The organism is Tepidiforma bonchosmolovskayae, from assembly GCF_008838325.1.
GTDB classification, from domain to species: Bacteria; Chloroflexota; Dehalococcoidia; order Tepidiformales; family Tepidiformaceae; genus Tepidiforma; species Tepidiforma bonchosmolovskayae.
This window is the reverse complement of sequence record NZ_CP042829.1, coordinates 679071-699624: the sequence shown is the minus strand read 5'-3', so window position 1 is coordinate 699624 and position 20554 is coordinate 679071. Positions and strand designations below refer to the sequence as shown.

Sequence of the window (20554 nt, the reverse complement as noted above, 5' to 3'; positions counted from 1 at the left end):
CGGGACGTACCTTGCCCCCGATGAGCGAGCTCGACGCGGACCTCCGCCGCTGGGTCGAAGCCGGTATCCTCGACCCGCAGGTCGCGGAGCGGATCCGCGCCTTCGAAGCTGCCCGGACCGCGCCCGCGCACCCGGCCGCCGAGCGCCCCGACGTCATCGAAGTCCTGCTCTATCTCGGCATCGCCGTCCTCGCGGTCGGTGTCTTCGCCCTCGCCGCCCAGAACTGGGGCGACCTCGCCTCGCCCGCCCGCGTTGCCGTGACCGCCGTCCCCGCCGCCTTCACCCTCCTCCTCGGTGCGCTCCTCCGCGACCGCCCTGAACCCGGGATGCGCCGCGCCGGCCAGCTCGCCTGGACCGCGGCCGTCGGGCTTACGGCCCTTGCCCTCGGCGTCTACATCTGGGAGTACGAGCCATTCGGCCTCGCCCGCGACGAAGACGCGACCCCCTTCCTCGTCGTCACCGCAGCAGCGACGGGCCTCGCCCTCCTCCTCTGGGCTGTCACCCCTTCGGTCCTCCAGTTACTCACCCTCGGCGTCAGCCTCTTCTTCCTCGCCCAGGCGATCGGCCGGTGGCCCGACGAGTACTCGGCCCCCCTCGCCGGCGGCTCCCTCGCCATCGCTGCGCTCGCCGCCATCGCCCTCACCGAGACCGGCCGCCTCGTCCCCCGCGCCGCCGCCCGCACTATCTTCGGCCTCCTCCTCGCCGTCGGCGCGTACCAGCCCGGGTTCAGCTCCGGCGGTACCCCCTGGGAGATCCCCGCGTTCCTCGCCGCCGCCGGCCTCCTCGCCCTCGGCGTCTGGCGCTCGTCCTTCCAGTACGTCCTCTGGGGCGTCCTCCTCCTCTTCGTCGCCCTCGTCCGGGCCATCTTCCAGAACTTCTCCGACCAGCTCGGCGCCCCCGTCGCGCTCATCATCTCCGGCGTCCTCCTGATCGGCGCCGTCCTCCTCCTCGCCCGCCTCGCGCCCCAGCTCCGCCGCGGGGTCGCGGCATGACCCGCTCCGACCGCTGGTTCGTCGTCGCAGTACTGGGCGGCGTCCTCGCCGTCATCATCACCGCCGTCGTCGCCCTTGGCGTGGGCCGCAAAAACGTCTCCCCGCCCGACCTCCAGGAGCAGCCGAACCCCGCCATCCCCGGCGAAATCCTCTACGTCAACCGCGAAAGCTGCATCATCGTCGCCCGCGCTTCCGGCGAATCCCGCCGCCAGGTCGCCTGCACCGGCATCCCGCCCCGTCTCCTCTTCTTCCTCGACGAGACCCGCATCGCGTACGTCGATGCTGTCCCTTCGGGCCAAAACCTCGTCACCCTCGACCTCGAAACCGGCCGCGAACTCAGCCGCACCGCGTACAAAGACGACCGGACCCTCCTGCTCCAGTCCGCCCCCGACGGCACGCAGGCCTTCCAGCGCGACGACGGCCGCATTCAGCTCATCCGCGACGGCCAGGTGCTCACCGAGATCAAATTCGATGGCCTCGACTGGGGTCCGCAGTTCGCCGGCTGGTCCCCCGATAGCCAGTGGTTCGCCGTCACCTACAACCCGCCCCGCGGCAGGGGTGCGGAGCTCTGGCTCGTCTCCCGTGACGGCGCCGTCCGCGGTACCCTCGCGAAGGACGCCGGCACCCCGGCCATCGCCTGGCGCATCGCCGGTGTCGGCGCCTGGCCGCTGCCCCCTGAATGAATCGCTACCAGCGCTGGCCCGGCGGCGGCGGAACCGCCGGCTCCGCCCGCGTCATGTGCGCCGCCGAGGCACCTGCCCGCCACGGCCAGCTGCCCTCGCCCGGCGCATAGGCGCCCGGCCCCCGCGCCGCAATCGCTTCCGCCATCCCCAGCGCCCGCCGCGCTCCCGCCACGTCGTGCACACGGAAGATCCGCACCCCCTGCGCGAACGCCAGCGCGCTCACCACGTGCGTCTCGAGGTCCCGCTCTGCCGGCGGCAGCCCGCCCACGCTCCCGATGAAGTTCTTCCGCGAGTGCGCAAGCAGCACCGGCAGCCCAAACGTCCCCAGCTCGCCGACCCGCCGCAGCATCTGCAGGTCCTCGTCGTGGCTCTTCCCGAAGGCGATTCCCGGGTCCACCGCCACCTGCGCCCGCTCGAGCCCGCACGCCCACAGCTCCTCCAGCCGCGCCTCCATCCACCCCACCGTCTCGGTCACGACATCCGCGTAGACCGGCGGCGCATCGGGGCGGCGCTTCGGCACCGTGTAGCTGTAGTTCAGCACGTACCCCGCGCCCGCCGCTGCCGCTTCCGCCGCCGCGCCCGTCCCCAGCGTCAGCCCGCTGATGTCGTTCACCAGCTCCGCGCCTGCCGCCAGCGCCGCCCGCGCCACCGCCGGTTTGTACGTGTCGCTCGAAACCACGTGACCCTCGCGCACCAGCGCCTCGACCGCCCTTCCGACCACCTCCGCTTCCGCCTCCGCCTCCAGCACCGGCCGGTCTGCCCGCGCGCTCTCCGCCCCCACGTCGATGATGTCCGCGCCCGCCGCCCGCAGCCGCTCCGCCGCTGCGCACGCCGTCCCGATGTCCCGGCCCACGCCGTCACCCGAAAACGAGTCATCGGTCAGGTTCAGGATCCCCATCACGATCGGCCGGTCGAGCGGCAGCTCCCGCTTCCGCAGCCGCCACGCCGTTACGGGCGAAAGGAAGGCCCGCAGCCGCCCGGCGTGCGGCGAGCCCAGCTCCTCCAGCTTCGCCGCCAGCCCCTCCAGCACCGGACGCGGCCCCCAGACGGCCGCCATGTCCGGCTCGCGCAGGTCGATGCCCAGCCCGAGCGCGCTTGTCGCCAGCTGGAGCCGCTCCCGGTCGCCGGCGAAGTGGACCGCGTACGGCGCCTCAGGCTCCGCGGCCGCCATCCCGAACCCCGGTGGCACGACCCGCAGCGACGGTCTCACCGCGCGCCCCCGGCCAGCGCATCGACCATCCGCCGCACCTGCCAGAGGTGCTCCAGGTCGTGCTGGTACGCCTCGCGGGCAAGCTCGAGGATCGTCACCGGCCCCCGGTACGGGTGCCGGCCCGTCCGCCGCCAGTCCCGGTCCGAAAGGTCCCACAGGAGGTAGGTCGTCCGCCGCCGCAGGTAGTGCAGCTCGTCCAGCAGGTCCTCCAGCTCGCACTCCGCGTAGTCTGCCTCGAACGGGACGTCGTCCAGGTCAACGTGCGGGACGTCCGGCTCGCCGCCGCGGCTCATCGCGATAATCGCCACCTGCTCCTGCAGCCCCCGCTCGACCTGCACAAGGTGAAACGGCACCGCCAGCAGGCACCACCCCTCATCGGGCCACGGCGCCGGCCGCAGCAGGTCGCGCTCCCGCACGCCGGCAAAGGCCCGCGCCAGCTCGCCGCCCGCTTCCCCGAGCGCTTTCAGCAGGAACGAAGGGTCATTCCCGGCGGCCGCCGGCACATAACGCACGAACGCATTCTAGCCCCGCGCGGTCCCCCGCGTCGTAAGCAGCCGGCTCAGGTCACGACCAGCGGCACCCCGTCTTGGCAGAGCCGGCAGGCGCTCGCCTCCCACGACGCCGCCGGCACGTCGAGGCACGCGAAGAACGGCACCCCAAAGTCCACCGTCCCTCCGGTCCGATCGACCAGCACCCCAACCCCTGCCACCTCCGCACCTCGTGCCGCGACTGCCTTCAGCACCTCGCGGATGCTGCCGCCCGTCGTCAGGACGTCGTCGACCACGAGGGCACGGTCGCCGGGCCCCAGTTCGAACCCCCGCCGGAACTCCCGCTCCTCCCCGTGGTCGTCCTTCCGTTCGGCGATGATCGCCCGCAGGCCGAGCTGCCGCGCCGTCTCATATGCCAGGATGACGCCTCCCGTGGTCGGCCCGGCCACCACCGTCGGCAGCCCGCGGAACCGCTCCGCGATCTGCCGGCAGAGCGGCTCCGTCACATCCGGCCACTGCAGAATCCGGAACTTCTCGATGTACAGTTCGCCGTGGCGTCCGCTCGCGTACTGGAAGTGCCCGCGGAGCAGTGCGCCCCGCGACTCCAGCAGCGCCCACGCCTCGTCCCGCGTCAGCTGCTTCTCCGTCATGGCGCCGAGCGTACCCGCTCCCGCCCTTCCGGTCGCGCCCGCGCTACTCCTCGCCGATCCGCTTCGTCGTCAGCACCGGCTTCTGCTCGGTCAGCACGCCCTTCTCGTTCGGCGCAAGCCCGAACCGGTTCAGCGGCAGGTAGGTCAGCGTCGCCTTCCCGATGATCAGGTCCTTCGACACCAGCCCGACCTGTGCGCTCCGGCTGTCCAGGCTGTTGTTCCGGTTGTCCCCCATCACGAAGTACTCGTCCTCCGGGATGAGGATCTTCGGCAGCGTGTCGTTCCACGGCGTCGTGATATACGGCTCCTCGAGCAGCCGGTCATTGATGTACACCTTGCCGTTCACGATCTCGATCGTCTCGCCCGGCAGCCCGATGACCCGCTTAATCAGGTCCGTGTTCGGGTCGCGCGGGTCCCGCAGGACGATGATGTCGCCCCGCTGCGGCCCGTGGAACACATAGCGCGTCGGGTCGCTCCCCGGGTCGATGAACGGCAGGAAGTTCGACAGCTTCTCGAGGTCGACCTCCGAGTACACCAGCTTGTTCACGATGAGGAACTCGCCGTTCTCCAGCGTCGGGTACATCGAGTTCCCGTCGACCTTGAAGTTGCCGAAGCTCGCCCGCACCGAGAGGAACACCAGCGCGGCCAGCATCACGGTCTCGACCACCTCGCGGACCCACGCCTTCAGCTTCCCGTCGCTCCCGGCCCGCTCCGGCCGCTCGTCCTCCCCGGTCTCGGCCTCGCTCAGCCACGGCGGCGTCCCCGCGAGCGGGTCGGCCATGAACCCGAGCGGGTTCGTCCGGGCGTCCAGTTCCTGCCGGACCTCCTCCTCCGGGGCCCACCCGTCGTCGGCCGGCAGGCTCCGCTGCGGTGCCCATGCGCCCAGGCGGATGAACGGCCGCTCCGGCGGCTCCTCGCCGGCCTCCGCCACGATCTCCGTCGCGTTGTCGCCGAACAGCGCCGAGAGCGCTGCTGCCGTCTCGGCCTCGAGGGCCGCGGCCTCCGCCGGATCCTCCTCCAGGTCCGGCGTCGAAGCGTGCGCCTCGAACGCCTTCAGGATCACGTCACCCTCGTCCTCGGTCGAACGGAACGCGTCGTCCTCGTGCGCGGGCGGCGAGGGCGCTGTCCAGGCCGGCTCGTCGAGCGGCGCCCCGAGCTGCGCCTCGAGGCTCGCCGCCAGGTCGAGTTCTCCGGAATCACCGGACCCGGCCGCAGCGAGTTCCGCCGTCTCCGCGATGTCGCCCCACATGTCGTCGCTGCCGCTGTCCCGGTCCTCGCGCTGCGCTGCCGCTGGCTGCGCCTGCGTCCATCCGTCGGACGGTTCGAACCCCGCCGGGCGCTCCCACCACGGCCGCTCCTCCGCCGTCGCTTCCGGCTGAACCGCAACCGGCTCGCTGGCCACGACGTTCTCGGTCGTCTCCTCAGCCTCCGGCGCCTCCCACCACGGGCGCTCCGCTGCCGTCGCCTCGGGCTGGACCGCAACCGGCTCGCTGCCCGCGGCGGCCCCCGCCGTCTCCGCAGCCTTCGGCGTCTCCCACCACGGCCGCTCCTCCGCCGTCGCCTCCGGCTGGACCGCAACCGGCTCGCTGCCCACGACGCTCTCGGTCGTCTCCTCAGCCTCCGGCGTCTCCCACCACGGGCGCTCCGCTGCCGTCGCCTCGGGCTGGACCGCGACGGGCTCGCTGCCCACGACGGTCTCGGTCGTCTCCTCGGCCTCCGGCGCCTCCCACCACGGCCGCTCCGCCGACGTCGTCTCGGGCCGAACCGCAACGGGCTCGCTGCCCGCCACGGCCTCCGCCGTCTCCTCGTCCTCCGGCGCCTCCCACCACGGGCGCTCCGCTGCCGTCGCCTCGGGCCGAACCGCAACGGGCTCGCTGCCCACGACGTTCTCGGTCGTCTCCTCGGCCTCCGGCGCTTCCCACCACGGCCGCTCCTCCGCCGTCGCCTCCGGCTGGACCGCAACCGGCTCGCTGCCCACGACGCTCTCGGTCGTCTCCTCAGCCTCCGGCGTCTCCCACCACGGGCGCTCCGCTGCCGTCGCCTCGGGCTGGACCGCGACGGGCTCGCTGCCCACGACGGTCTCGGTCGTCTCCTCGGCCTCCGGCGTCTCCCACCACGGGCGCTCCGCCGCCGTCGCCTCGGGCTGGACCGCAACGGGCTCGCTGCCCACGACGTCCTCGGTCGTCTCCTCAGCCTCCGGCGTCTCCCACCAAGGCCGCTCCGCCGCCGCCGCAGCATCAACCGCCGGCGCGCTCCAGAACGCCGCCTGGACCGCAGCCCCAAACGCCGAGGGGCTCAGCTCCGCCGATTCCGGCTCCCACGCCGCCCCGTCTTGCGCGGACGATGTCTCCCCGGCCGCCTCCCCTGCCGGTACCTCGCCAGCCGCCGCCTGCGGCGCCGCGAACGGCGGCACCGGCTCCGGCGCCCACTCCTCCTCGTCATCCGCCGCCGCCTGCGGCTCGAACACTGCCGCCGGCCCCGCCCCGGGACCCGGTTCCGGCAGCGCCTGGAACTGCGGCACCGGCTCCGGCGCCCACTCCTCGTCCTCCGCTGGTTCCTCCGCCCGGTCGAAGGAAACGCCTTCGTCGTCCACCGGCATGCGTCCCTCCGCTCGGGTGGACCCGGACATCCCCGCTGTCACCGGCGCATCCTGCGCGCGAACCTCCGCCGCAAACCCTTCCGCGACGGTCCGGTCCTGCGCGAAAGTCGGCCCGGCGCTGGCGCCCCAGGCCTCCTCCGGCGCCCCGTTGTCCGCGTCTGCGCGTATCCATGCGCCCGGGACATCCGCCGCGCGCAGCGGCTCAGCCGGCGCGGCCTCTGCCGGCTCGAACAGCCAGTCCGCCGCCGGCGGCGCCGCAGGCTCGTCTCCGGGGCCGTCCTGGCGCTTCCGGCCGAACAGCCGGCCGAACAGCCCGCGCTTCTCCTTCGGCGTTTCGGAAGCCTCGGTGACATCCCGCGGCGCGAAGATCCCCGCGAGCGGGTCGTCATCACCGGCCGCCCCGGCCTGCCGGTCGGCCGCCGGCCCCGGCTCGCCGCTCACGCGGAAGGCCGCGAACGGGTCATCCTGCCGCGCGTCGCCGCCCGTAGCGGAGTCGAACCACGCCGGCGCCCCGGCCTCCGGGTCGGCCCCCGGCCCCGGTTCGCCGCTCACGCGGAAGGCCGCGAACGGGTCATCCTGCTGCGCGTCGCCGCCCGTAGCGGAGTCGACCCATGCCGGCGCCCCGGCCTGCCGGTCGGCCCCCGGCCCCGGTTCGCCGCTCACGCGGAGGGCCGCGAACGGGTCATCCTGCTGCGCGTCGCCGCCCGTGGCGGAGTCGACCCACGCTGGCGCCCCGGCCTCCCGGTCGGTCCCCGGCCCCGGCTCGCCGCTCACGCGGAAGGCCGCGAACGGGTCATCCTGCTGCGCGTCGCCGCCCGTAGCGGAGTCGACCCATGCCGGCGCCCCGGCCTCCCGGTCGGCCCCCGGCCCCGGTTCGCCGCTCACGCGGAAGGCCGCGAACGGGTCATCCTGCCGCGCGTCGCCGCCCGCCTGGCCCTGCTCCTCGAGCTCCCAGTCGAACGGCTTCAGGAACTCCTCCGGGATCTCCGAGATGTCGTTCCCCAGCGGCTTCTTCTTCGCCCACTCACGCATCGCGGCGAGCCCTTCCGAAAACCCCGGCCCGTCCTCCTCGCCCTCCTCCCGGTTCAGCCCGAAGAACTCGTCCCACCTGCTGCTCTTCCGCTCCTCGCGCTGCGCGTCCGCCGGCTCCCGCCGGAGTCGCAGCGGCGGCAGTTCCGGCCCGTGAGCCGGCTCCCCGGCCTCGCGGTCGTCCAACCCGCCCGCGCCGGCCGCCGCCCCCGGGGCATCATGCTCGTTTGCCAGCGGCGGCTCCGGTGCCGCTGCGTCCGGCCACTGGCTCGCCGCAGATGCCGCCGCGTCGTCGCCGTGGGGTGCGCTGCCCTCCTCCGCCTGGACGTCCTGCGGATGCCCGAGGCCCAGCCGCCGGTGCTGCTCCTCGCGCCCCCGCTCCGCCCACGCCTGCATCCGCGCAAAGATGCTCTCCTCGTCCTCCGGGCTGTCGACCGGGGGCTCTGCACCGCCCTGTGCCGGCGTCTCCGGCCAGGCGCCCGGCCCGAAATCCCAGTTCAGCCGCGAACCCTGCTCCGGCTCCGTCCGCGAACGCAGCCGCAGTGGCGGCGGTTCGACCGGCGCCGGCGTTGGCGGCACCTCCGGCCCGCCGACGGGGCGGTCGACTGGCTCCTCGCCGCGCGCCCGCGGGCGCAGCCGCAGCGCCGGCTCCTCCGCCGACGGGTCGAACGGTACCCGTTCCGTCGACCACTCGTCCGCGTCTCCATCATCGGCCGTCAGCCAGCCCGGCCGCCCGGCCGTCGGCTCCTCCCGCCGCCCCGCCGGGTGCTCGTCCTCATCCCCCCGCTTCTTCTTTCCGAAACCGAACAGGCCCCGCTTCTTCGGCGGCTCCGGCTCCGGGCGCCGCAGCACGAACGGGTCGCGCCGCTCCGGCTCCGCCGGCTCGGCTTCGTTCTTCCGGACCCGCTCCCGGAGGAGGCGGTTCTTCTCCTCCTGCCGTTTCCATGCGTCGCTCGGGAGGTCGAAGTACCACCCCTGCGGGTCTTCGTGTCCTGATTCCAGCTCATCGAGGGGCCGGCCCTCGCCATTGTCCATCGTCATCAGCGTACCATAGCCTCCCCGCTGCTCCGGGCGAAGCTCCAGCTTCCCCCTTTACAGCCGATTGACCTACCCTCGGCGCACATGACCGACACGCTCGAACCCCCCGACGAGCACCTGGTCTCTTTGTCAAAAGACGGCAATCTCGCCGCCTTCAACAGCCTCGTCGACCGCTACCAGTCCCTCGTCTTCACGCTCTGCTACCGCCTCATCGGCGAACGCACCGCCGCCGAAGACGCCGCCCAGGAGGCCTTCCTCTCGGCCTACCGCGCCCTCCACCAGTTCAAAGGCGGCAGCTTCCGCAGCTGGCTCCTCCGCATTGCGGCTAACGCCGCCCGCGACGAACTTCGCCGCCGCATGCGCCGCATCCCTGCCCGGTCGCTCTCGGCCGAAGACTCCGACGACTCCGCCCTCGACCCCCCGGACCCTGCCGCCGACCCGGCCGCCGCCTTCGACGACCGCTCGCTCGGCCCCGCGCTCGAGGCCGCCCTCCGCAGCCTCCCGCCCGACCAGCGCGAGGTCCTCCTCCTCGCCGACGTCCACGGCTTCCAGTACGAGGAGATCGCCGCCGCCACCGGCGTGGCCATGGGCACCGTCAAATCGCGCCTCTTCCGCGCCCGCGAACGCCTCCGCCGCGCTCTCGAACGCCGCCCGGAACTTTTCACGCGCTCAGGACGTCTTCACGACCGAGGGGAACGATGATCGACCGGATCTTCCGCAGGCACCGCCGCTGGCACGACCTCCTGACTGACGTGGTCAGCGGCCGCGCTTCCCCCGGCCGGCGCGAAGCGTTCGAACGTCACCTCGCCGCCTGCGACGCATGCCGTACCCGCTTCGAAGGGCAGCAGGCAATTCACGCCGCCCTCGGCGGGCTCCCCCTCCTCGAGCCCTCGCGGTCGCTGCGCCTCACGCCGGCCATGCTCGAACCATCCCGCCGTCCGGCCCCGTCGCCGTTGCCCGCTGCGCTCGTCCTCGCCGTCCGCGGCATCGCGGCTGCCGCGGTTGCCCTCTTCACCGCCGTCGCCGTGCTCATGCTGGCCGATACCCCGGACCGCGACACTGTCTCCACCGCGCCCGCCGAAGGCCCTGCCGGGGGCGGTCTCATGAGCACCGAAGCGGCCGATGGTGCGCCCGTCGCCCCGTTCGCTGCGCCCTCGCCCGAAGCGACGTCGGCGGCCGGCGTGGCGGCTCCGCCGAATGGGGGCGTCAGCGGTGCTGCAGCGGCCGTCCCCGGCAGTGTCACCCCCGCGCCGCCGCCGTCCGCCGCCGGCGCAGCCTCGCCGCAGGACGCTTCCGCCAGTCCCGCGCCCGGCGAGCGCGCCGCCGGGCCGCCCGCGCCGAAGGCCGTCGGCGATGGCGAAGGCCCCGCCGCTGCAGCCCGTTCCGAAACTGGGGAGGCCCGCTGGCCCCTCTACGCCGCCGGCGCCGTCGCCGCCCTTGCGCTCGCCGCTCTCGCCGGCGTCGAACTCCTCCGCAGGAGGCGCACCCCATGACCCGCTCGCGCCGCTCCGCGGCGCTCATCGCCGTCGCCGCCCTCGTCCTCTTCGCTGCCGCCTGCAGCGGTGACACCACCATCCTGTCAGGAGAATCGCCCACGGACCTCGGCATCACCGTCACCGGCACCGGCGAAGCCGCCGCCCCGCCCGATATGGCGACCCTCGACCTCGGCATCGAAGTCGCCGCATCCTCCGTCGCCGACGCCCGCGAACGCGCCGCCCAGGCTGCGGCCCGCCTCATCGCTTCCGTCAAAGCCAACGGCGTCGCCGACCGCGACATCCAGACCCGCGCCATCGCCGTCCAGCCCCAGTACGACTACTCCCGGCCTGGCGCCCCCGTCATCACCGGGTACGCCGTCCAGAACGTCCTCACCGTCCGCGTGCGCGACCTCGACCGCCTCGGCAGGGTCATCGACGACGCCCTCGCCGCCGCCGGCGATGCCGCCCGGCTCAACAGCCTCCAGCTCGGCTTCAGCAAGCAGGACGACCTCCTCGAAACCGCCCGCAAGAACGCTGTCACTGATGCCCGCCGGCGCGCCGAGACCTTCGCCGCTGCCGCCGGCGTCCGCGTCGGCGACGTCCTCGCCATCACGGAGACCGCCGCCGGCGGCCCTGTTCCCCTTGGTCTGCCCGCCGGCCGCTCGGCCGCCGATACAGCCACCCCGGTCGAAGTCGGCGAGTCCACGGTCACCGTCACCGTCTCCGTCCGCTTCGCCATCGAACAGTAGCCCTCCGCCCGCCCGGAAATCCCCGGTCAAGCCCGCTGCTTTACAGGTCTTCCGGCGAGCCGCCACCCTGTTCCTGTGAAGCCCCTCTTCGCCGCCGTCGTCGCGCCTGTCGCCGCCATCCTCGTCCTCGCCGGCGCAGCCGTCCTCGTCCTGCGCTCCGCCTCCGATGCCGGCACCGATGCTCCCCGCACGCAGCCGGCCTCGCCCGCAGAACCCCGCACCTCGCCGGCCCCCCTCGCTGCCGGCGACGTCTGCCAGGGCGTCGCGAAAATGCCCGACCCCGGCCAGCCGCGCCGCTTCTCGCCCGAGTACACCACCATCACCGAAGCCGCCGGCATCACCATCGTCGCCAACCGTGACGTCTCGCCACGCGCCGTCGAAGCCGCGAAACGCACGGTCGAACGCTTCTTCGCCAGCAACGACCTCGAACACGCCCTCGCCGCCGACGGCGCCTACGTCATCGTCGCCGCCTCAAACCAGGGCGTCCTCGACCTCCCCGAATTCCGCTGCCTCAGCGAGACCGAATCGCGCGACTTCTTCGACCATGTCTGCGGCGTCGCCGACCGCGCCGACTACCCCGTCGTCACCGTCAACGAGGACGACCTCCTCGGCCGCCGCTCCGGACCCTGCGGCGGCCTGAACATCCTTTACCACGAGCTCGGCCACCTCGTGATGGGCTGGGCCATCCCCCCGGCCGACTACTTCGATATCCGCCAGCTCTACGCCGATGCCATGGCCGCCGGGAAGTACCGCGGCGACTACGCCGCCACCAACGCCAACGAGTACTTCGCCGAAGGCACCCAGGCCTACTTCCTCCACGCCGACCTGAACGGCCGCCGCGACCGCGCCTGGCTCCGCAGCTACGACCCCGGCCTCTACGCCCTCCTGGTCCGCATCTACGGCGAATAGCCGTCCTGCGCCTTCCCCTCTTTCCGCAGCACGGCGTACCGCAGCGCCGCCTTCCCGAGGTACTCGTCCAGCTCCGGGTACCGCGACCGCAGCGCCACCATGAACTCGTTCATCGGCAGGCGCCGCCGCTCCCAGCCGCCCGGCGTGTCTCCCACCTCCTTCGCCACCACCAGGTACAGCGGCCGGACCGTCAGCGTCCCCTGCGGGTACTCCCGGTTGTGCCGCGTGGCCTTGCACTCGAAGAACCCCACGAGCTCCACCACGCCCGGCTCGATCCCCATGCGTCCCCGCACCTCGTCCTCCACAAACTGCTGGGCGTGCCGCTCGCCGGTCGCCCCCTCCACCATTCCCCACGCCGGCTCACCCGGCCGCCGCAGCACGTATCCCTTCTCTCCTGCCACGACCATCGCGTAGGCGTAGTTCACCGGTGCATTCGGCGGCAGCACCTGCTCATCCACCCACCGCGCGCGCCACTGGTCCTGCAGGTTCAGCTCGACAACCCCGGGCCACCGGGGCTCGTACGCGGCCAGCGCCGAAAGGTCTACCATCGCGCACTCCCCTCCGTTCGTCGTCGATACAGCGGCTTCGCCGCCACCAGCAGCCGCGCACCGCCCGCCGCGAGCGCCGCTCCCGGGTAGGCTGCCGCCGCGTCAATGATCGCCAGCCCCGCCGTCCCCTTCAATCCCCAGGCCGCCACGCACGACCGCACCTCGCCGACGGTGCGCCCCGCGTCGTCCGTCACCGCGGTCCCCGGCGGAGCCGCCGGCCCCTCCAGCAGGAACGCCGCAAGGATCCGCCCTTCCCGGCCGCCCGGGATTCCGAGCAGCACGTCGAGGTCGGCCTCCGCCGGCGAAAGCCCCGGCTCCAGGTCCGGCGTCCACGCCGGGATGCACGCCTCCACCCGCGCCACCTCCAGCGCCTCCGCGCCCGCCAGCGCCACCCCCGCCGAGCGCAGCGTCCCCAGCAGGTGGCTGGCCACCGCCGGCGCCAGCACCAGCTCGAACCCGTCCTCCCCCGTGTCGCTCGTCCGGACCGCCAGCGCCCGGAAGCCGTGGAACTCGAACGCCGCGCAGTGCAGCGGCCCGAGCCGCCCCGGTAGCGCCTCAGCGACGAACTGCGCCATGCACTGTGCCGCTCCCGGCCCGGCCACCCCGATGGTGCACGTCGTCTCCGTCCGGTCGTCCACCCGCACCTCGAAGCCGTCGCCGATCGCCCCCCGCAGCTTCTCGCCGAGGACGCCCCGCCGTTCCGGCTCGCCGCTCACGAGGTACGCCGCGCCGCCCATCCGCGCCGCCAGCACGAGGTCCGCAATGTTCCCCTCGCCGTCGAGCACCGCGAACCGCCCTGCCCGCCCCTCCTCCAGCTCCTCCACCGCCCCGGCGAGCGCTCCCCGCAGCACATCCAGCGCATCCGGGCCCGTCACGAGGAAGCGGCTCCGCGCGCTCCGGTCGAACGCCGCCGCCGCCGCCCGCAGCGCCCGGTACTCCCCCTCCGGGTCGCCGTACGCCACCGGCACCTCCCAGCCGCGCCGCACCCCCAGCGTCGCCCCAAACGCCGCATGGGTCTCCCGCAGCGCCAGCCGCATCATCCCGCCGCTCATGCCGGCACGAACGTCCGCCGGCCGTCCCGCTCGATCAGCCGCCCCGCTCCGGGGAAGGGGTTGTGCACGCAGATCAGCAGCGCGTTCTCCCGCAGCGCCCGCTCGGCCAGCTTCTTCTTCGATTCGAGCGACATGAGCGGCAGGATATCGAACGCCGCGATCCACGCCGGCCGCTCGATCTGCACCGCGTGGTGCACCAGGTCGCCCGTGTAAATCGCCGTCTCCCCCGCCGAACTGAGCACGATCGAGGCGTGGTCAGCCGTGTGCCCCGGCGTCGGCCAGTACGTCACCCCCGGGATGAGCTCCGTTTCCCCCTCCACCAGCTCCAGCTGCCCCGACTCCGCCAGCGGCGCGAAGTTCTCCTCGAAGTACGTCCCGCGCGTCCGCTCGTTCGGGTGCATCGCCGCGTCGAACTCCCCCGCCTGGATGATGTACCGCGCCCGCGGAAACGTCGGCACCAGCCGTCCGTCCCCGGCCCGACGCGTGTTCCACCCGCAGTGGTCGGCGTGCAGGTGCGTGTTCGCCACCACTGTGACGTCCTCCGGGCCCAGCCCCAGCGCTCGCAGCCCCTCGAGCAGTTTCCCGTACTCCCCCGGGAATCCACGCTCCCGCGGCGTGCCCTGCACCTTGTCGCCCATCCCGGTGTCGACCAGCAGCACCTCGTCCCCGCTCCGCACCACGATGCAGTTCAGCGAGAGCTTCATCCGGTGCTCCCGGTCGATGTTTTCCGGCCCGATGATCGGCTCCCAGAGCACCCGCGGCACCAGCCCCATTACCGCTCCCGCGTCGAGCTTGATGTAGCCGTCGCAGATGACGGCGATATCGAGGTTCCCTACGCGGTACCGGACCGGCTTCTCCATACCTCGAACGATACCCGCCCGGCCCGCGCAGCCGCCACCCTCGTGCACCCCGTGTCTGCCAGCACGTCGCAGCTGCAAACTGTTGCAGCTAAACTACCCGACGTAAGCAGGGAACAAGGGGGAGACCATGCCGCTCTTTTTGCTCCACGCTGCCGACGGATTCTTCTCCGTCCCGGTCAGCCTCGTCTTCTGGGCCATCACCATTGCCGCGCTCGCCATCTCCCTCAAGCGTGCCGGCGAACGCCTCGATGAGCGCGCCATCCCGCTCATGGGCGTCATGGCCGCCTTCATCTTCGCCGGCCAGATGTTCAACTTTCAGATTCCGGGCGGCACTTCCGGCCACCTCCTCGGCGGAGTCCTGGCCGGCATCCTCCTCGGTCCCTACGCCGGCACCGTCGTCATGGCCTGCGTGATCGCCGTCCAGGCGCTCGTCTTCCAGGACGGCGGGCTCGTCGTCCTCGGCGCCAACATCTTCAACATGGGCATCATCGGCACCATGGGCGGCTACTGGGTCTACCGCGCCATCGCCGGCGCCCTCGGCGGCGAAGAGAAGGGGCGCCTCCCCGCTGCCGCCGTCGCAGCCTGGCTCTCCGTCGTCACCGCGGCTGTCGTCGTCTCCATCCAGCTCGCCCTCTCCGACACCACCTCCCTCGGTGCCGCCCTCGTCGCCATGGTCGGCTGGCACGTCATTATTGGCATCGGCGAAGCCATCATCACCGTCGGCGCCCTCGCCTTCATCCGCGTCGCCCGCGCCGACCTCCTCACCCTGCGCGAAGCATCCGCCGCCTGACAGGGAGTAGCCACCATGACCGCCACCGCACCCTCTGAACGCTCGTTCCTCCGCCGCTGGGGCTGGGCTATCGCCGGTCTGATCATCGCCGCCCTCGTGGTCATCTTCCTCGCACCGGCTGCCTCCTCCGACCCCGACGGTCTCGACCGCGTCGCCGAAGACAAGGGATTCGTCGAGAACGCCAAAGACCCGCCCTACGAATGGCTTACTGATTACTCCATCCCGGGCATCGACAATGAAACGGTCAGCGTCGTCCTGGCCGGCCTCATCGGCGTCGGCCTTGTCTTCGCCGTGACCGTCGGCCTCGGCGCAGCAGTCCGCACTGCGAAGAAGAACAGGGGGAGTTCCGCCTGAACCTCGACCGCTACGTCCCGCGCGAGAGCCCGCTCCACCGCGCCGACGCCCGGCTCAAGTTCCTCCTCGTCATCGCCTTCATCCTCTCGGTGAGCCTCCTTCCCGAGGGCGCCTTCCTCGCGCTCGCGGCAGCCTGGCTCCTCCTCTGCGCCGTCTCGCTAGTCGCCCGCATCGGCCCCCTGCCGATGATCCGCGGCGCCTTCATCGCCCTCCCCTTCGCCTTCGCCGCGGTGCCCCTCATCTTCACCCGCCCCGGTAACCCCCTCGGCACCATCGACCTCGGCCTCTTCAGCCTGGTCATCAGCGGCGAAGGCCTCGTCGCCTTCGCCACCATCCTCCTCAAGAGCTGGGTCTCCGTGCAGTCGGCCGCCCTCCTCGTCTTCACCACCCAGTTTCACGACCTCCTCGAAGGCCTCGAGCGGCTCCGCCTTCCCCGTCTCATGGTCGCCATCATCTCCCTCATGTACCGTTACCTCGCTGTGCTCACCGAAGAAGCCTCCCGCATGCTGCGCGCACGCGCCTCCCGCGCCGCAATCCCCCCCGGCGGCCGCTCCCCCGGCTGGCGCTGGCAGGCCCGTGTCGTCGGGAACATGGTCGGCGCCCTCTTCATCCGCGCCTACGAACGCAGCGAGCGCGTCTACGTCGCCATGCAGTCGCGCGGCTACGCCGGCCACCTCCGCCACCTCCACGACCGCCCCTTCCCCCGACCCCAGCTCGCCCTCCTCGCGGCTGCTGTCGCCCTCCTCGTGGCCTTCGAACTGAGCGCCCATACCTGGGTCCCGCGCGCATGACGCTCGAAGCGCCTGCCTCGCCCCAATCGCCGGCCTCGGCCCCCGTCGTCCTCGTCGAAGGGCTCGTCTTCCGCTATCCCAACGGCCACCAGGCCCTCCACGGCATCGACCTCCGCATCGACCCCGGCGAAAAAATCGCCCTCATCGGCCCCAACGGCGCCGGCAAGAGCACCCTCATGCTCCACCTCAACGGCATCCACCTCCCCTCCGAGGGGCGCGTCGTCGTCAACGGCCTCCCCGTCAGCCGGGAAAACCTCGGCCGCATCCGCGCCATGGTCGGCCTCGTCTTCCAGGACCCCGACGACCAGCTCTTCAGCCCTACCGTCTACGACGACGTCGCCTTCGGCCCCATCCACATGGGCCTCTCGAAAGAAGAGGTCGACACCCGCGTCGCACGCGCCCTCGCCGCCGTCGGCCTCGCCGGCTTCGAACGCCGCCAGCCCTTCCACCTCTCCATCGGCCAGCGGAAGCGCGCCGCCCTCGCCACCGTCCTCTCAATGTCCCCCTCCCTCCTCGTCCTCGATGAGCCCTCCGCCGGCCTCGACCCCCGCGGCCGCCGCGAACTGATCACCCTCCTCCGCGGCCTTGAACAGACCCTCCTCGTCAGCACCCACGACATGCGGCTCGTCGCCGAGATCTTCCCACGCACCGTCATCCTCGACGATGGCCGCATCGTCGCCGACGGCCCCACCGGCCGCCTCCTCGCCGATGCCGCCCTCCTCGAAGCCCACGGCCTCGAAATGCCCTGACCCGGCCCCGCTCCAGTGACGGAAATTGCCCGCCCGAACGTATACTGGAATGGAGTGAACACCGCCGACTTCGCCGCCTTCGAAGCCGCCATCCGCGGCGCCGACCACGAGGTCGACCTCTTTTCCGCTGCGATGGTGATCGCCCGCCTCGGCGGCCACGAGGTCGATCCCCACCGCGCAGCCCGCACCCTCGACCTCATCGCTGAGAACGTCCTCGCCGAAGCCGGCGAATCCCCCTCCCTCGACGCCCTCGCGCACGCCATCGACCACCAGCTCTTCACGGTCGAAGGCTTCCACGGCAGCTTCGACGACTACGACAATCCCGAAAACTCTTACCTCGACCGGGTAATCGAGCGCCGCCGCGGCATCCCCATCACCCTCTCCCTCGTCTACCTCGAAGTCGCCCAGCGCGTCGGCCTCCCCGCCGATGGCGTCGGTTTCCCCGGCCACTTCATCGTCCGCTACGGCGAACCCGGCGCCCACACCTACCTCGACCCCTTCCAGCAGGGCGTCCGCCTTGACGAAGAAGAGCTCCTCGCCATGCTCCGCGGCCTCGACCTCGGCGGCGCCCGGCCCGAAACCTTCCTCGCCGCCGTCACCCGCCGCCAGATTCTCCAGCGCATGCTCAACAACCTCCACGTCGCATTCCGTAACCGCCGCGACATCCAGCGCTGGCACGATACGATCGAACTCCAGCTGCGCCTCGCCCCGTGGAACGTCAGCCTCATCGGCGAGCGCGGCATGCTCCGCTACCGCCTCGGCCGCCTCGAGGAAGCCCTTCCCGACCTCGAGACGTACGTCACCGCCAGCGAAACCGGCGCCAGCCCGGGCGCCATCCGGCTCCTCGACCAGCTCCGAATTCGCTACCGCAACATGGGGGAATCGCGATGACCACCGAAACGCCAGCCCGCCACAGCCAGCCCCGCGGCCGCCAGGCCCTCCAGCGCTCCATCGCCTGGTATCTCCGCCAGCTCTCCCGCGTGCTCAACGTCCTCACCGACGAAGAGCTCGAGCGGCTCATCCCCCACCTCACCGAACGCCGCTTCAAGCCGCGCCAGGTCATCTTCGCCACCGGCGACCCCGCCGAGCGCGTCTACCTCATCCTCAAGGGCCGCGTCAAAATCTACCAGGTCGCCGATAACGGCAAGGAGATCATCCTCGATGTCGCCGGCAAGGGCGATGTCGTCGGCGACATGGCCATCGTCGAAGACGGCGAGCGCACCGCAACCGCCCAGGCTATCGACGAGACCATCGCCGTCTCCATCTCCTGGGAAGACTTCTCCCACCTCCTCCAGCAGTCGCCCCGCCTTGGCATGGCCATGATGGAGCTCATGGCCCGCCGCCTCGCCGGCATGCAGCGCACCTTCATGAACATCGTCTCCAAGCCCGTATCGGCCCGCCTCGCCGATACCCTCCTCGCCCGCGCCGAAAACGGCGTCATCCGCCTCGGCCTCACCCACCAGGAGCTCGCCCAGACCATCGGCACCAGCCGCGAAACCGTCACCGCGCTCCTCTCCCGCTTCGCCACCCTCGGCGCCATCGCACCCATCCCCGATGGCTACCGCATCCTCGACGAAGACCTTCTCGATGACATCGCCGCCGGCGAGGTGCCCGTCTCCCCGCGCCATCCCGTGAACGCGCCGGCCAGTACCATGGCCGGGTGAGCCTGGCGCACCCCGACCCGTTCGCCCCGGAGATTCCCCGTCCCGTGCTCATCGCCCACGGCGGCGGCAACAGCCCCTCCGCTGTTGCCGCCGCTCTGGCCGCCGGCGCCGACCTCCTCGAAGTCGACCTCTGGCTCCACCGCGGCCGCTTCGAAGCCCGCCACGAGCGCCGCATCCGCTTCTTCCCCTTCCTCGTCGAAACCTGGTACCTCAAGCGGCTCCCCTCCGCCCATTTCGGCCTCGAGCAGCTCCTCGAACTCGCAGCCACTGCCGGCGCCGGCGTCCTCCTCGACCTCAAAGACGGCGGCCGCGACGCAGCCCCCGCCCTGCGCGACCTCCTCGCTGCTCCCGGGCCGCGCCCGCCCGTCGTCGCCTCCTCGCAGTCCTGGAACATCCTCCGCGCCCTCAGCGAAGCCGTTCCCGCCCTCCCCCTTCTCTACTCCATAGACGTCCGCGCCAAGCTCGACCTCTTCCTCGCCGTCGCCGAACGCGACCCCCTGCCCCGCGGCATCTCCTGCCGCCACACCCTCCTGGCCCGCCCCGTCGTGGAACAGCTCCGCGCCGCCGGCCTCGCCGTCGTCGCATGGACGGTCGACGACCTCGAACGCGCGCGCGAACTCGCCGACTGGGGCGTCGATGGCATCACCACCCACCGCGTCGCCGAATTCCGCGACGCCTTTCGTGCCAGCCCATGAGCCGCCCCATCGCCGTCTACGTCCACATCCCCTTCTGTACCGTGAAGTGCGGCTACTGCGACTTCAACGCCTACGCCGGCATGGATGCCCTCAAGCCCGCCTACCTCCAGGCCCTCCTCGCGGAGATCCGCGCCAGCGCCCCCCTTCTCGAAGGCCGCACGATCGCATCCATCGGCTTCGGCGGCGGCACCCCCGGCGAACTCCCCGCCGCCCACATCGCCGCTGTCATCGATGCCCTCCGGGCCTGCGCCCCGTTCGCGCCTTCCGCCGAAATCACCCTCGAAGTCAACCCTGGCACCTCCACCCCGGCGCACCTCGAAGCCCTCCGCGCCGCCGGGGTCACCCGGCTCTCCATCGGCGCCCAGTCCTTCGACCCTGGCGAGCTCGCCTTCCTCGACCGCATCCACTCCCCCGAAGCCACGGCCGCCACCGTCGCCGCTGCCCGCGCTGCCGGCTTCCCCTCCGTCAGTCTTGACCTTATCTATGCGCTGCCCGGGCAGCCGCTCGAACGCTGGCTCGCGACCGTCCGGGCGGCCCTCGCCCTCCAGCCCGACCACCTCTCCCTCTACGCGCTCACGATCGAGCCCGGCACGCTCCTTGCGCGCCGCGTCGAGCGGGGCGAGGTGACCCCCGCCGACTCCGACCTCGCCGCCGACATGTACGAGGTCGCTTCCGACCTCCTCGAAGCCGCAGGGTTCGAACAGTACGAACTCTCGAACTGGGCCCGCCCGGGTCACCAGTCCCGCCACAACCGCGCCTACTGGACCGATGCCGACTACCTCGCCCTCGGCGCCGGCGCCCACGGCTACCTCGCCGGCGAGCGGTACGCCAACATCGACCACCCCCGTGCCTACATCGATGCCGTCGCCCGGAACGCCTCCCGGGGCCCCCGTCCCGCGCTCGCCGCCGTCACCACGCCGTCCTACCCCGCGCAGGTGGCCGACTGGCTCGCCCTCCGCCTCCGCCTTCTCGAAGGGTTCTCACCTCGGGAGTTCGAAGCCCGCTGGTCGCTCCCGCTCGAAGCAGCCGCAGGCCCCGTCCTCGCCGAGGCCGAAGCAGCCGGCCTGCTCGAACTCGTGCCCCGTGTCCGTCTCACACTCCGCGGCCGCCTGCTCCACGGCGAACTCGCCGCCCGCTTCCTCGCCCACCTCGACCGCACCCTGCCGCACGCAGCCCCGGCGGCCCGCTGAATCCCCGTACGTCCCGGCAGAGGAAGGAGATGCCTCCGG

The 20554-nt window shown here is 72.2% G+C and carries 21 protein-coding genes; 14 read left to right on the top strand and 7 right to left on the bottom strand.

The window, feature by feature from the left end; all coding sequences use genetic code 11:
- Nucleotides 1–20 precede the first annotated feature (20 nt).
- Nucleotides 21–992 carry a DUF2157 domain-containing protein gene (locus Tbon_RS03555; RefSeq protein ID WP_158066335.1) on the top strand — a complete coding sequence of 324 codons (972 nt, stop codon included), beginning with the start codon at nucleotides 21–23 and terminating at the stop codon, nucleotides 990–992.
- Complete coding sequence (locus tag Tbon_RS03550; protein WP_158066334.1) at nucleotides 989–1675, top strand: hypothetical protein; 687 nt, start codon at nucleotides 989–991, stop codon at nucleotides 1673–1675. The genes Tbon_RS03555 and Tbon_RS03550 overlap by 4 nt, the downstream gene beginning before the upstream one ends.
- Nucleotides 1676–1679: 4 nt before the next feature.
- Here Tbon_RS03550 and folP read toward each other — a convergent pair whose 3' ends face one another.
- From folP to lepB, 4 genes are read right to left on the bottom strand one after another with little or no spacing between them, the layout of a single operon-like run.
- Entirely contained in the window at nucleotides 1680–2885 is a 1206-nt protein-coding gene (gene folP / locus Tbon_RS03545; RefSeq protein WP_158066333.1) for a dihydropteroate synthase, read from the bottom strand.
- Nucleotides 2882–3397 (bottom strand): DinB family protein, encoded by a 516-nt coding sequence (locus Tbon_RS03540; RefSeq protein WP_158066332.1) that lies wholly within the window; start codon nucleotides 3395–3397, stop codon nucleotides 2882–2884. Before Tbon_RS03540 ends, folP begins: the two co-directional genes overlap by 4 nt.
- Nucleotides 3398–3444: 47 nt before the next feature.
- Nucleotides 3445–4023: an orotate phosphoribosyltransferase gene (locus tag Tbon_RS03535; RefSeq protein ID WP_158066331.1), complete on the bottom strand. Its 579-nt coding sequence runs from the start codon at nucleotides 4021–4023 to the stop codon at nucleotides 3445–3447.
- Between the two features lie 43 nt (nucleotides 4024–4066).
- Nucleotides 4067–8692 (bottom strand): signal peptidase I, encoded by a 4626-nt coding sequence (gene lepB / locus Tbon_RS14085; RefSeq protein ID WP_225734695.1) that lies wholly within the window; start codon nucleotides 8690–8692, stop codon nucleotides 4067–4069.
- Between the two features lie 81 nt (nucleotides 8693–8773).
- Here lepB and Tbon_RS03525 point away from each other — a divergent pair, with 81 nt between their 5' ends.
- From Tbon_RS03525 to Tbon_RS03510, 4 genes are all read left to right on the top strand, one after another.
- Nucleotides 8774–9391: an RNA polymerase sigma factor gene (locus tag Tbon_RS03525; RefSeq protein ID WP_158066330.1), complete on the top strand. Its 618-nt coding sequence runs from the start codon at nucleotides 8774–8776 to the stop codon at nucleotides 9389–9391.
- Nucleotides 9388–10182: an anti-sigma factor family protein gene (locus Tbon_RS03520; protein ID WP_158066329.1), complete on the top strand. Its 795-nt coding sequence runs from the start codon at nucleotides 9388–9390 to the stop codon at nucleotides 10180–10182. The genes Tbon_RS03525 and Tbon_RS03520 overlap by 4 nt, the downstream gene beginning before the upstream one ends.
- Nucleotides 10179–10913: an SIMPL domain-containing protein gene (locus Tbon_RS13720; RefSeq protein ID WP_192498115.1), complete on the top strand. Its 735-nt coding sequence runs from the start codon at nucleotides 10179–10181 to the stop codon at nucleotides 10911–10913. Before Tbon_RS03520 ends, Tbon_RS13720 begins: the two co-directional genes overlap by 4 nt.
- A 75-nt stretch (nucleotides 10914–10988) precedes the next feature.
- Nucleotides 10989–11822 carry a hypothetical protein gene (locus Tbon_RS03510; RefSeq protein WP_158066327.1) on the top strand — a complete coding sequence of 278 codons (834 nt, stop codon included), beginning with the start codon at nucleotides 10989–10991 and terminating at the stop codon, nucleotides 11820–11822.
- On the opposite strand, the gene Tbon_RS03505 is transcribed toward Tbon_RS03510, so the two are convergent.
- From Tbon_RS03505 to Tbon_RS03495, 3 genes are read right to left on the bottom strand one after another with little or no spacing between them, the layout of a single operon-like run.
- On the bottom strand, nucleotides 11810–12370 hold the full coding sequence (locus Tbon_RS03505; RefSeq protein ID WP_158066326.1) for a hypothetical protein: 561 nt from the start codon (nucleotides 12368–12370) through the stop codon (nucleotides 11810–11812). The genes Tbon_RS03510 and Tbon_RS03505 overlap by 13 nt on opposite strands.
- Nucleotides 12364–13422 carry a hypothetical protein gene (locus Tbon_RS03500; protein WP_158066325.1) on the bottom strand — a complete coding sequence of 353 codons (1059 nt, stop codon included), beginning with the start codon at nucleotides 13420–13422 and terminating at the stop codon, nucleotides 12364–12366. The genes Tbon_RS03505 and Tbon_RS03500 overlap by 7 nt, the downstream gene beginning before the upstream one ends.
- Nucleotides 13419–14282: an MBL fold metallo-hydrolase gene (locus Tbon_RS03495; RefSeq protein ID WP_158066324.1), complete on the bottom strand. Its 864-nt coding sequence runs from the start codon at nucleotides 14280–14282 to the stop codon at nucleotides 13419–13421. The genes Tbon_RS03500 and Tbon_RS03495 overlap by 4 nt, the downstream gene beginning before the upstream one ends.
- A 127-nt stretch (nucleotides 14283–14409) precedes the next feature.
- Here Tbon_RS03495 and Tbon_RS03490 point away from each other — a divergent pair, with 127 nt between their 5' ends.
- The 8 genes from Tbon_RS03490 to hemW are packed head-to-tail and all read left to right on the top strand — an operon-like array spanning nucleotide 14410 to nucleotide 20515.
- Entirely contained in the window at nucleotides 14410–15072 is a 663-nt protein-coding gene (locus tag Tbon_RS03490) for an energy-coupling factor ABC transporter permease (RefSeq protein WP_158066323.1), read from the top strand.
- 15 nt (nucleotides 15073–15087) lie between these two features.
- A complete protein-coding gene (locus Tbon_RS03485) occupies nucleotides 15088–15426 on the top strand; it encodes a PDGLE domain-containing protein (protein WP_158066322.1) in 339 nt (112 codons plus the stop codon).
- Nucleotides 15423–16217 (top strand): cobalt ECF transporter T component CbiQ, encoded by a 795-nt coding sequence (cbiQ, locus tag Tbon_RS03480; protein ID WP_158066321.1) that lies wholly within the window; start codon nucleotides 15423–15425, stop codon nucleotides 16215–16217. The genes Tbon_RS03485 and cbiQ overlap by 4 nt, the downstream gene beginning before the upstream one ends.
- The gene (locus Tbon_RS03475) at nucleotides 16214–16966 is read left to right on the top strand and encodes an energy-coupling factor ABC transporter ATP-binding protein (protein WP_158066320.1); all 753 of its coding nucleotides are present in this window, start codon (nucleotides 16214–16216) and stop codon (nucleotides 16964–16966) included. The genes cbiQ and Tbon_RS03475 overlap by 4 nt, the downstream gene beginning before the upstream one ends.
- Before the next feature lie 54 nt (nucleotides 16967–17020).
- The gene (locus Tbon_RS03470; RefSeq protein WP_158066319.1) at nucleotides 17021–17857 is read left to right on the top strand and encodes a SirB1 family protein; all 837 of its coding nucleotides are present in this window, start codon (nucleotides 17021–17023) and stop codon (nucleotides 17855–17857) included.
- Nucleotides 17854–18630, top strand: a complete 777-nt coding sequence (locus tag Tbon_RS03465) for a Crp/Fnr family transcriptional regulator (RefSeq protein ID WP_158066318.1) — start codon at nucleotides 17854–17856, stop codon at nucleotides 18628–18630. The genes Tbon_RS03470 and Tbon_RS03465 overlap by 4 nt, the downstream gene beginning before the upstream one ends.
- Nucleotides 18627–19325, top strand: coding sequence for a glycerophosphodiester phosphodiesterase (locus tag Tbon_RS03460; RefSeq protein ID WP_158066317.1), 699 nt, complete (start codon nucleotides 18627–18629; stop codon nucleotides 19323–19325). Before Tbon_RS03465 ends, Tbon_RS03460 begins: the two co-directional genes overlap by 4 nt.
- Nucleotides 19322–20515 (top strand): radical SAM family heme chaperone HemW, encoded by a 1194-nt coding sequence (hemW, locus tag Tbon_RS03455; RefSeq protein ID WP_192498114.1) that lies wholly within the window; start codon nucleotides 19322–19324, stop codon nucleotides 20513–20515. Before Tbon_RS03460 ends, hemW begins: the two co-directional genes overlap by 4 nt.
- The last annotated feature ends 39 nt before the right edge of the window (nucleotides 20516–20554 follow it).

Excerpts from the sequence above, each read along its gene's own strand:
- Tbon_RS03555 (WP_158066335.1), top strand. The coding sequence starts at position 21 with ATGAGCGAGCTCGACGCGGACCTCCGCCGCTGGGTCGAAGCCGGTATC.
- Tbon_RS03550 (WP_158066334.1), top strand. The coding sequence starts at position 989 with ATGACCCGCTCCGACCGCTGGTTCGTCGTCGCAGTACTGGGCGGCGTC.
- Tbon_RS03535 (WP_158066331.1), bottom strand. The coding sequence starts at position 4,023 with ATGACGGAGAAGCAGCTGACGCGGGACGAGGCGTGGGCGCTGCTGGAG.
- lepB (WP_225734695.1), bottom strand. The coding sequence starts at position 8,692 with ATGACGATGGACAATGGCGAGGGCCGGCCCCTCGATGAGCTGGAATCA.
- Tbon_RS03525 (WP_158066330.1), top strand. The coding sequence starts at position 8,774 with ATGACCGACACGCTCGAACCCCCCGACGAGCACCTGGTCTCTTTGTCA.
- Tbon_RS03520 (WP_158066329.1), top strand. The coding sequence starts at position 9,388 with ATGATCGACCGGATCTTCCGCAGGCACCGCCGCTGGCACGACCTCCTG.
- Tbon_RS13720 (WP_192498115.1), top strand. The coding sequence starts at position 10,179 with ATGACCCGCTCGCGCCGCTCCGCGGCGCTCATCGCCGTCGCCGCCCTC.
- Tbon_RS03505 (WP_158066326.1), bottom strand. The coding sequence starts at position 12,370 with ATGGTAGACCTTTCGGCGCTGGCCGCGTACGAGCCCCGGTGGCCCGGG.
- Tbon_RS03500 (WP_158066325.1), bottom strand. The coding sequence starts at position 13,422 with ATGAGCGGCGGGATGATGCGGCTGGCGCTGCGGGAGACCCATGCGGCG.
- Tbon_RS03495 (WP_158066324.1), bottom strand. The coding sequence starts at position 14,282 with ATGGAGAAGCCGGTCCGGTACCGCGTAGGGAACCTCGATATCGCCGTC.
- Tbon_RS03490 (WP_158066323.1), top strand. The coding sequence starts at position 14,410 with ATGCCGCTCTTTTTGCTCCACGCTGCCGACGGATTCTTCTCCGTCCCG.
- Tbon_RS03485 (WP_158066322.1), top strand. The coding sequence starts at position 15,088 with ATGACCGCCACCGCACCCTCTGAACGCTCGTTCCTCCGCCGCTGGGGC.
- Tbon_RS03475 (WP_158066320.1), top strand. The coding sequence starts at position 16,214 with ATGACGCTCGAAGCGCCTGCCTCGCCCCAATCGCCGGCCTCGGCCCCC.
- Tbon_RS03465 (WP_158066318.1), top strand. The coding sequence starts at position 17,854 with ATGACCACCGAAACGCCAGCCCGCCACAGCCAGCCCCGCGGCCGCCAG.
- hemW (WP_192498114.1), top strand. The coding sequence starts at position 19,322 with ATGAGCCGCCCCATCGCCGTCTACGTCCACATCCCCTTCTGTACCGTG.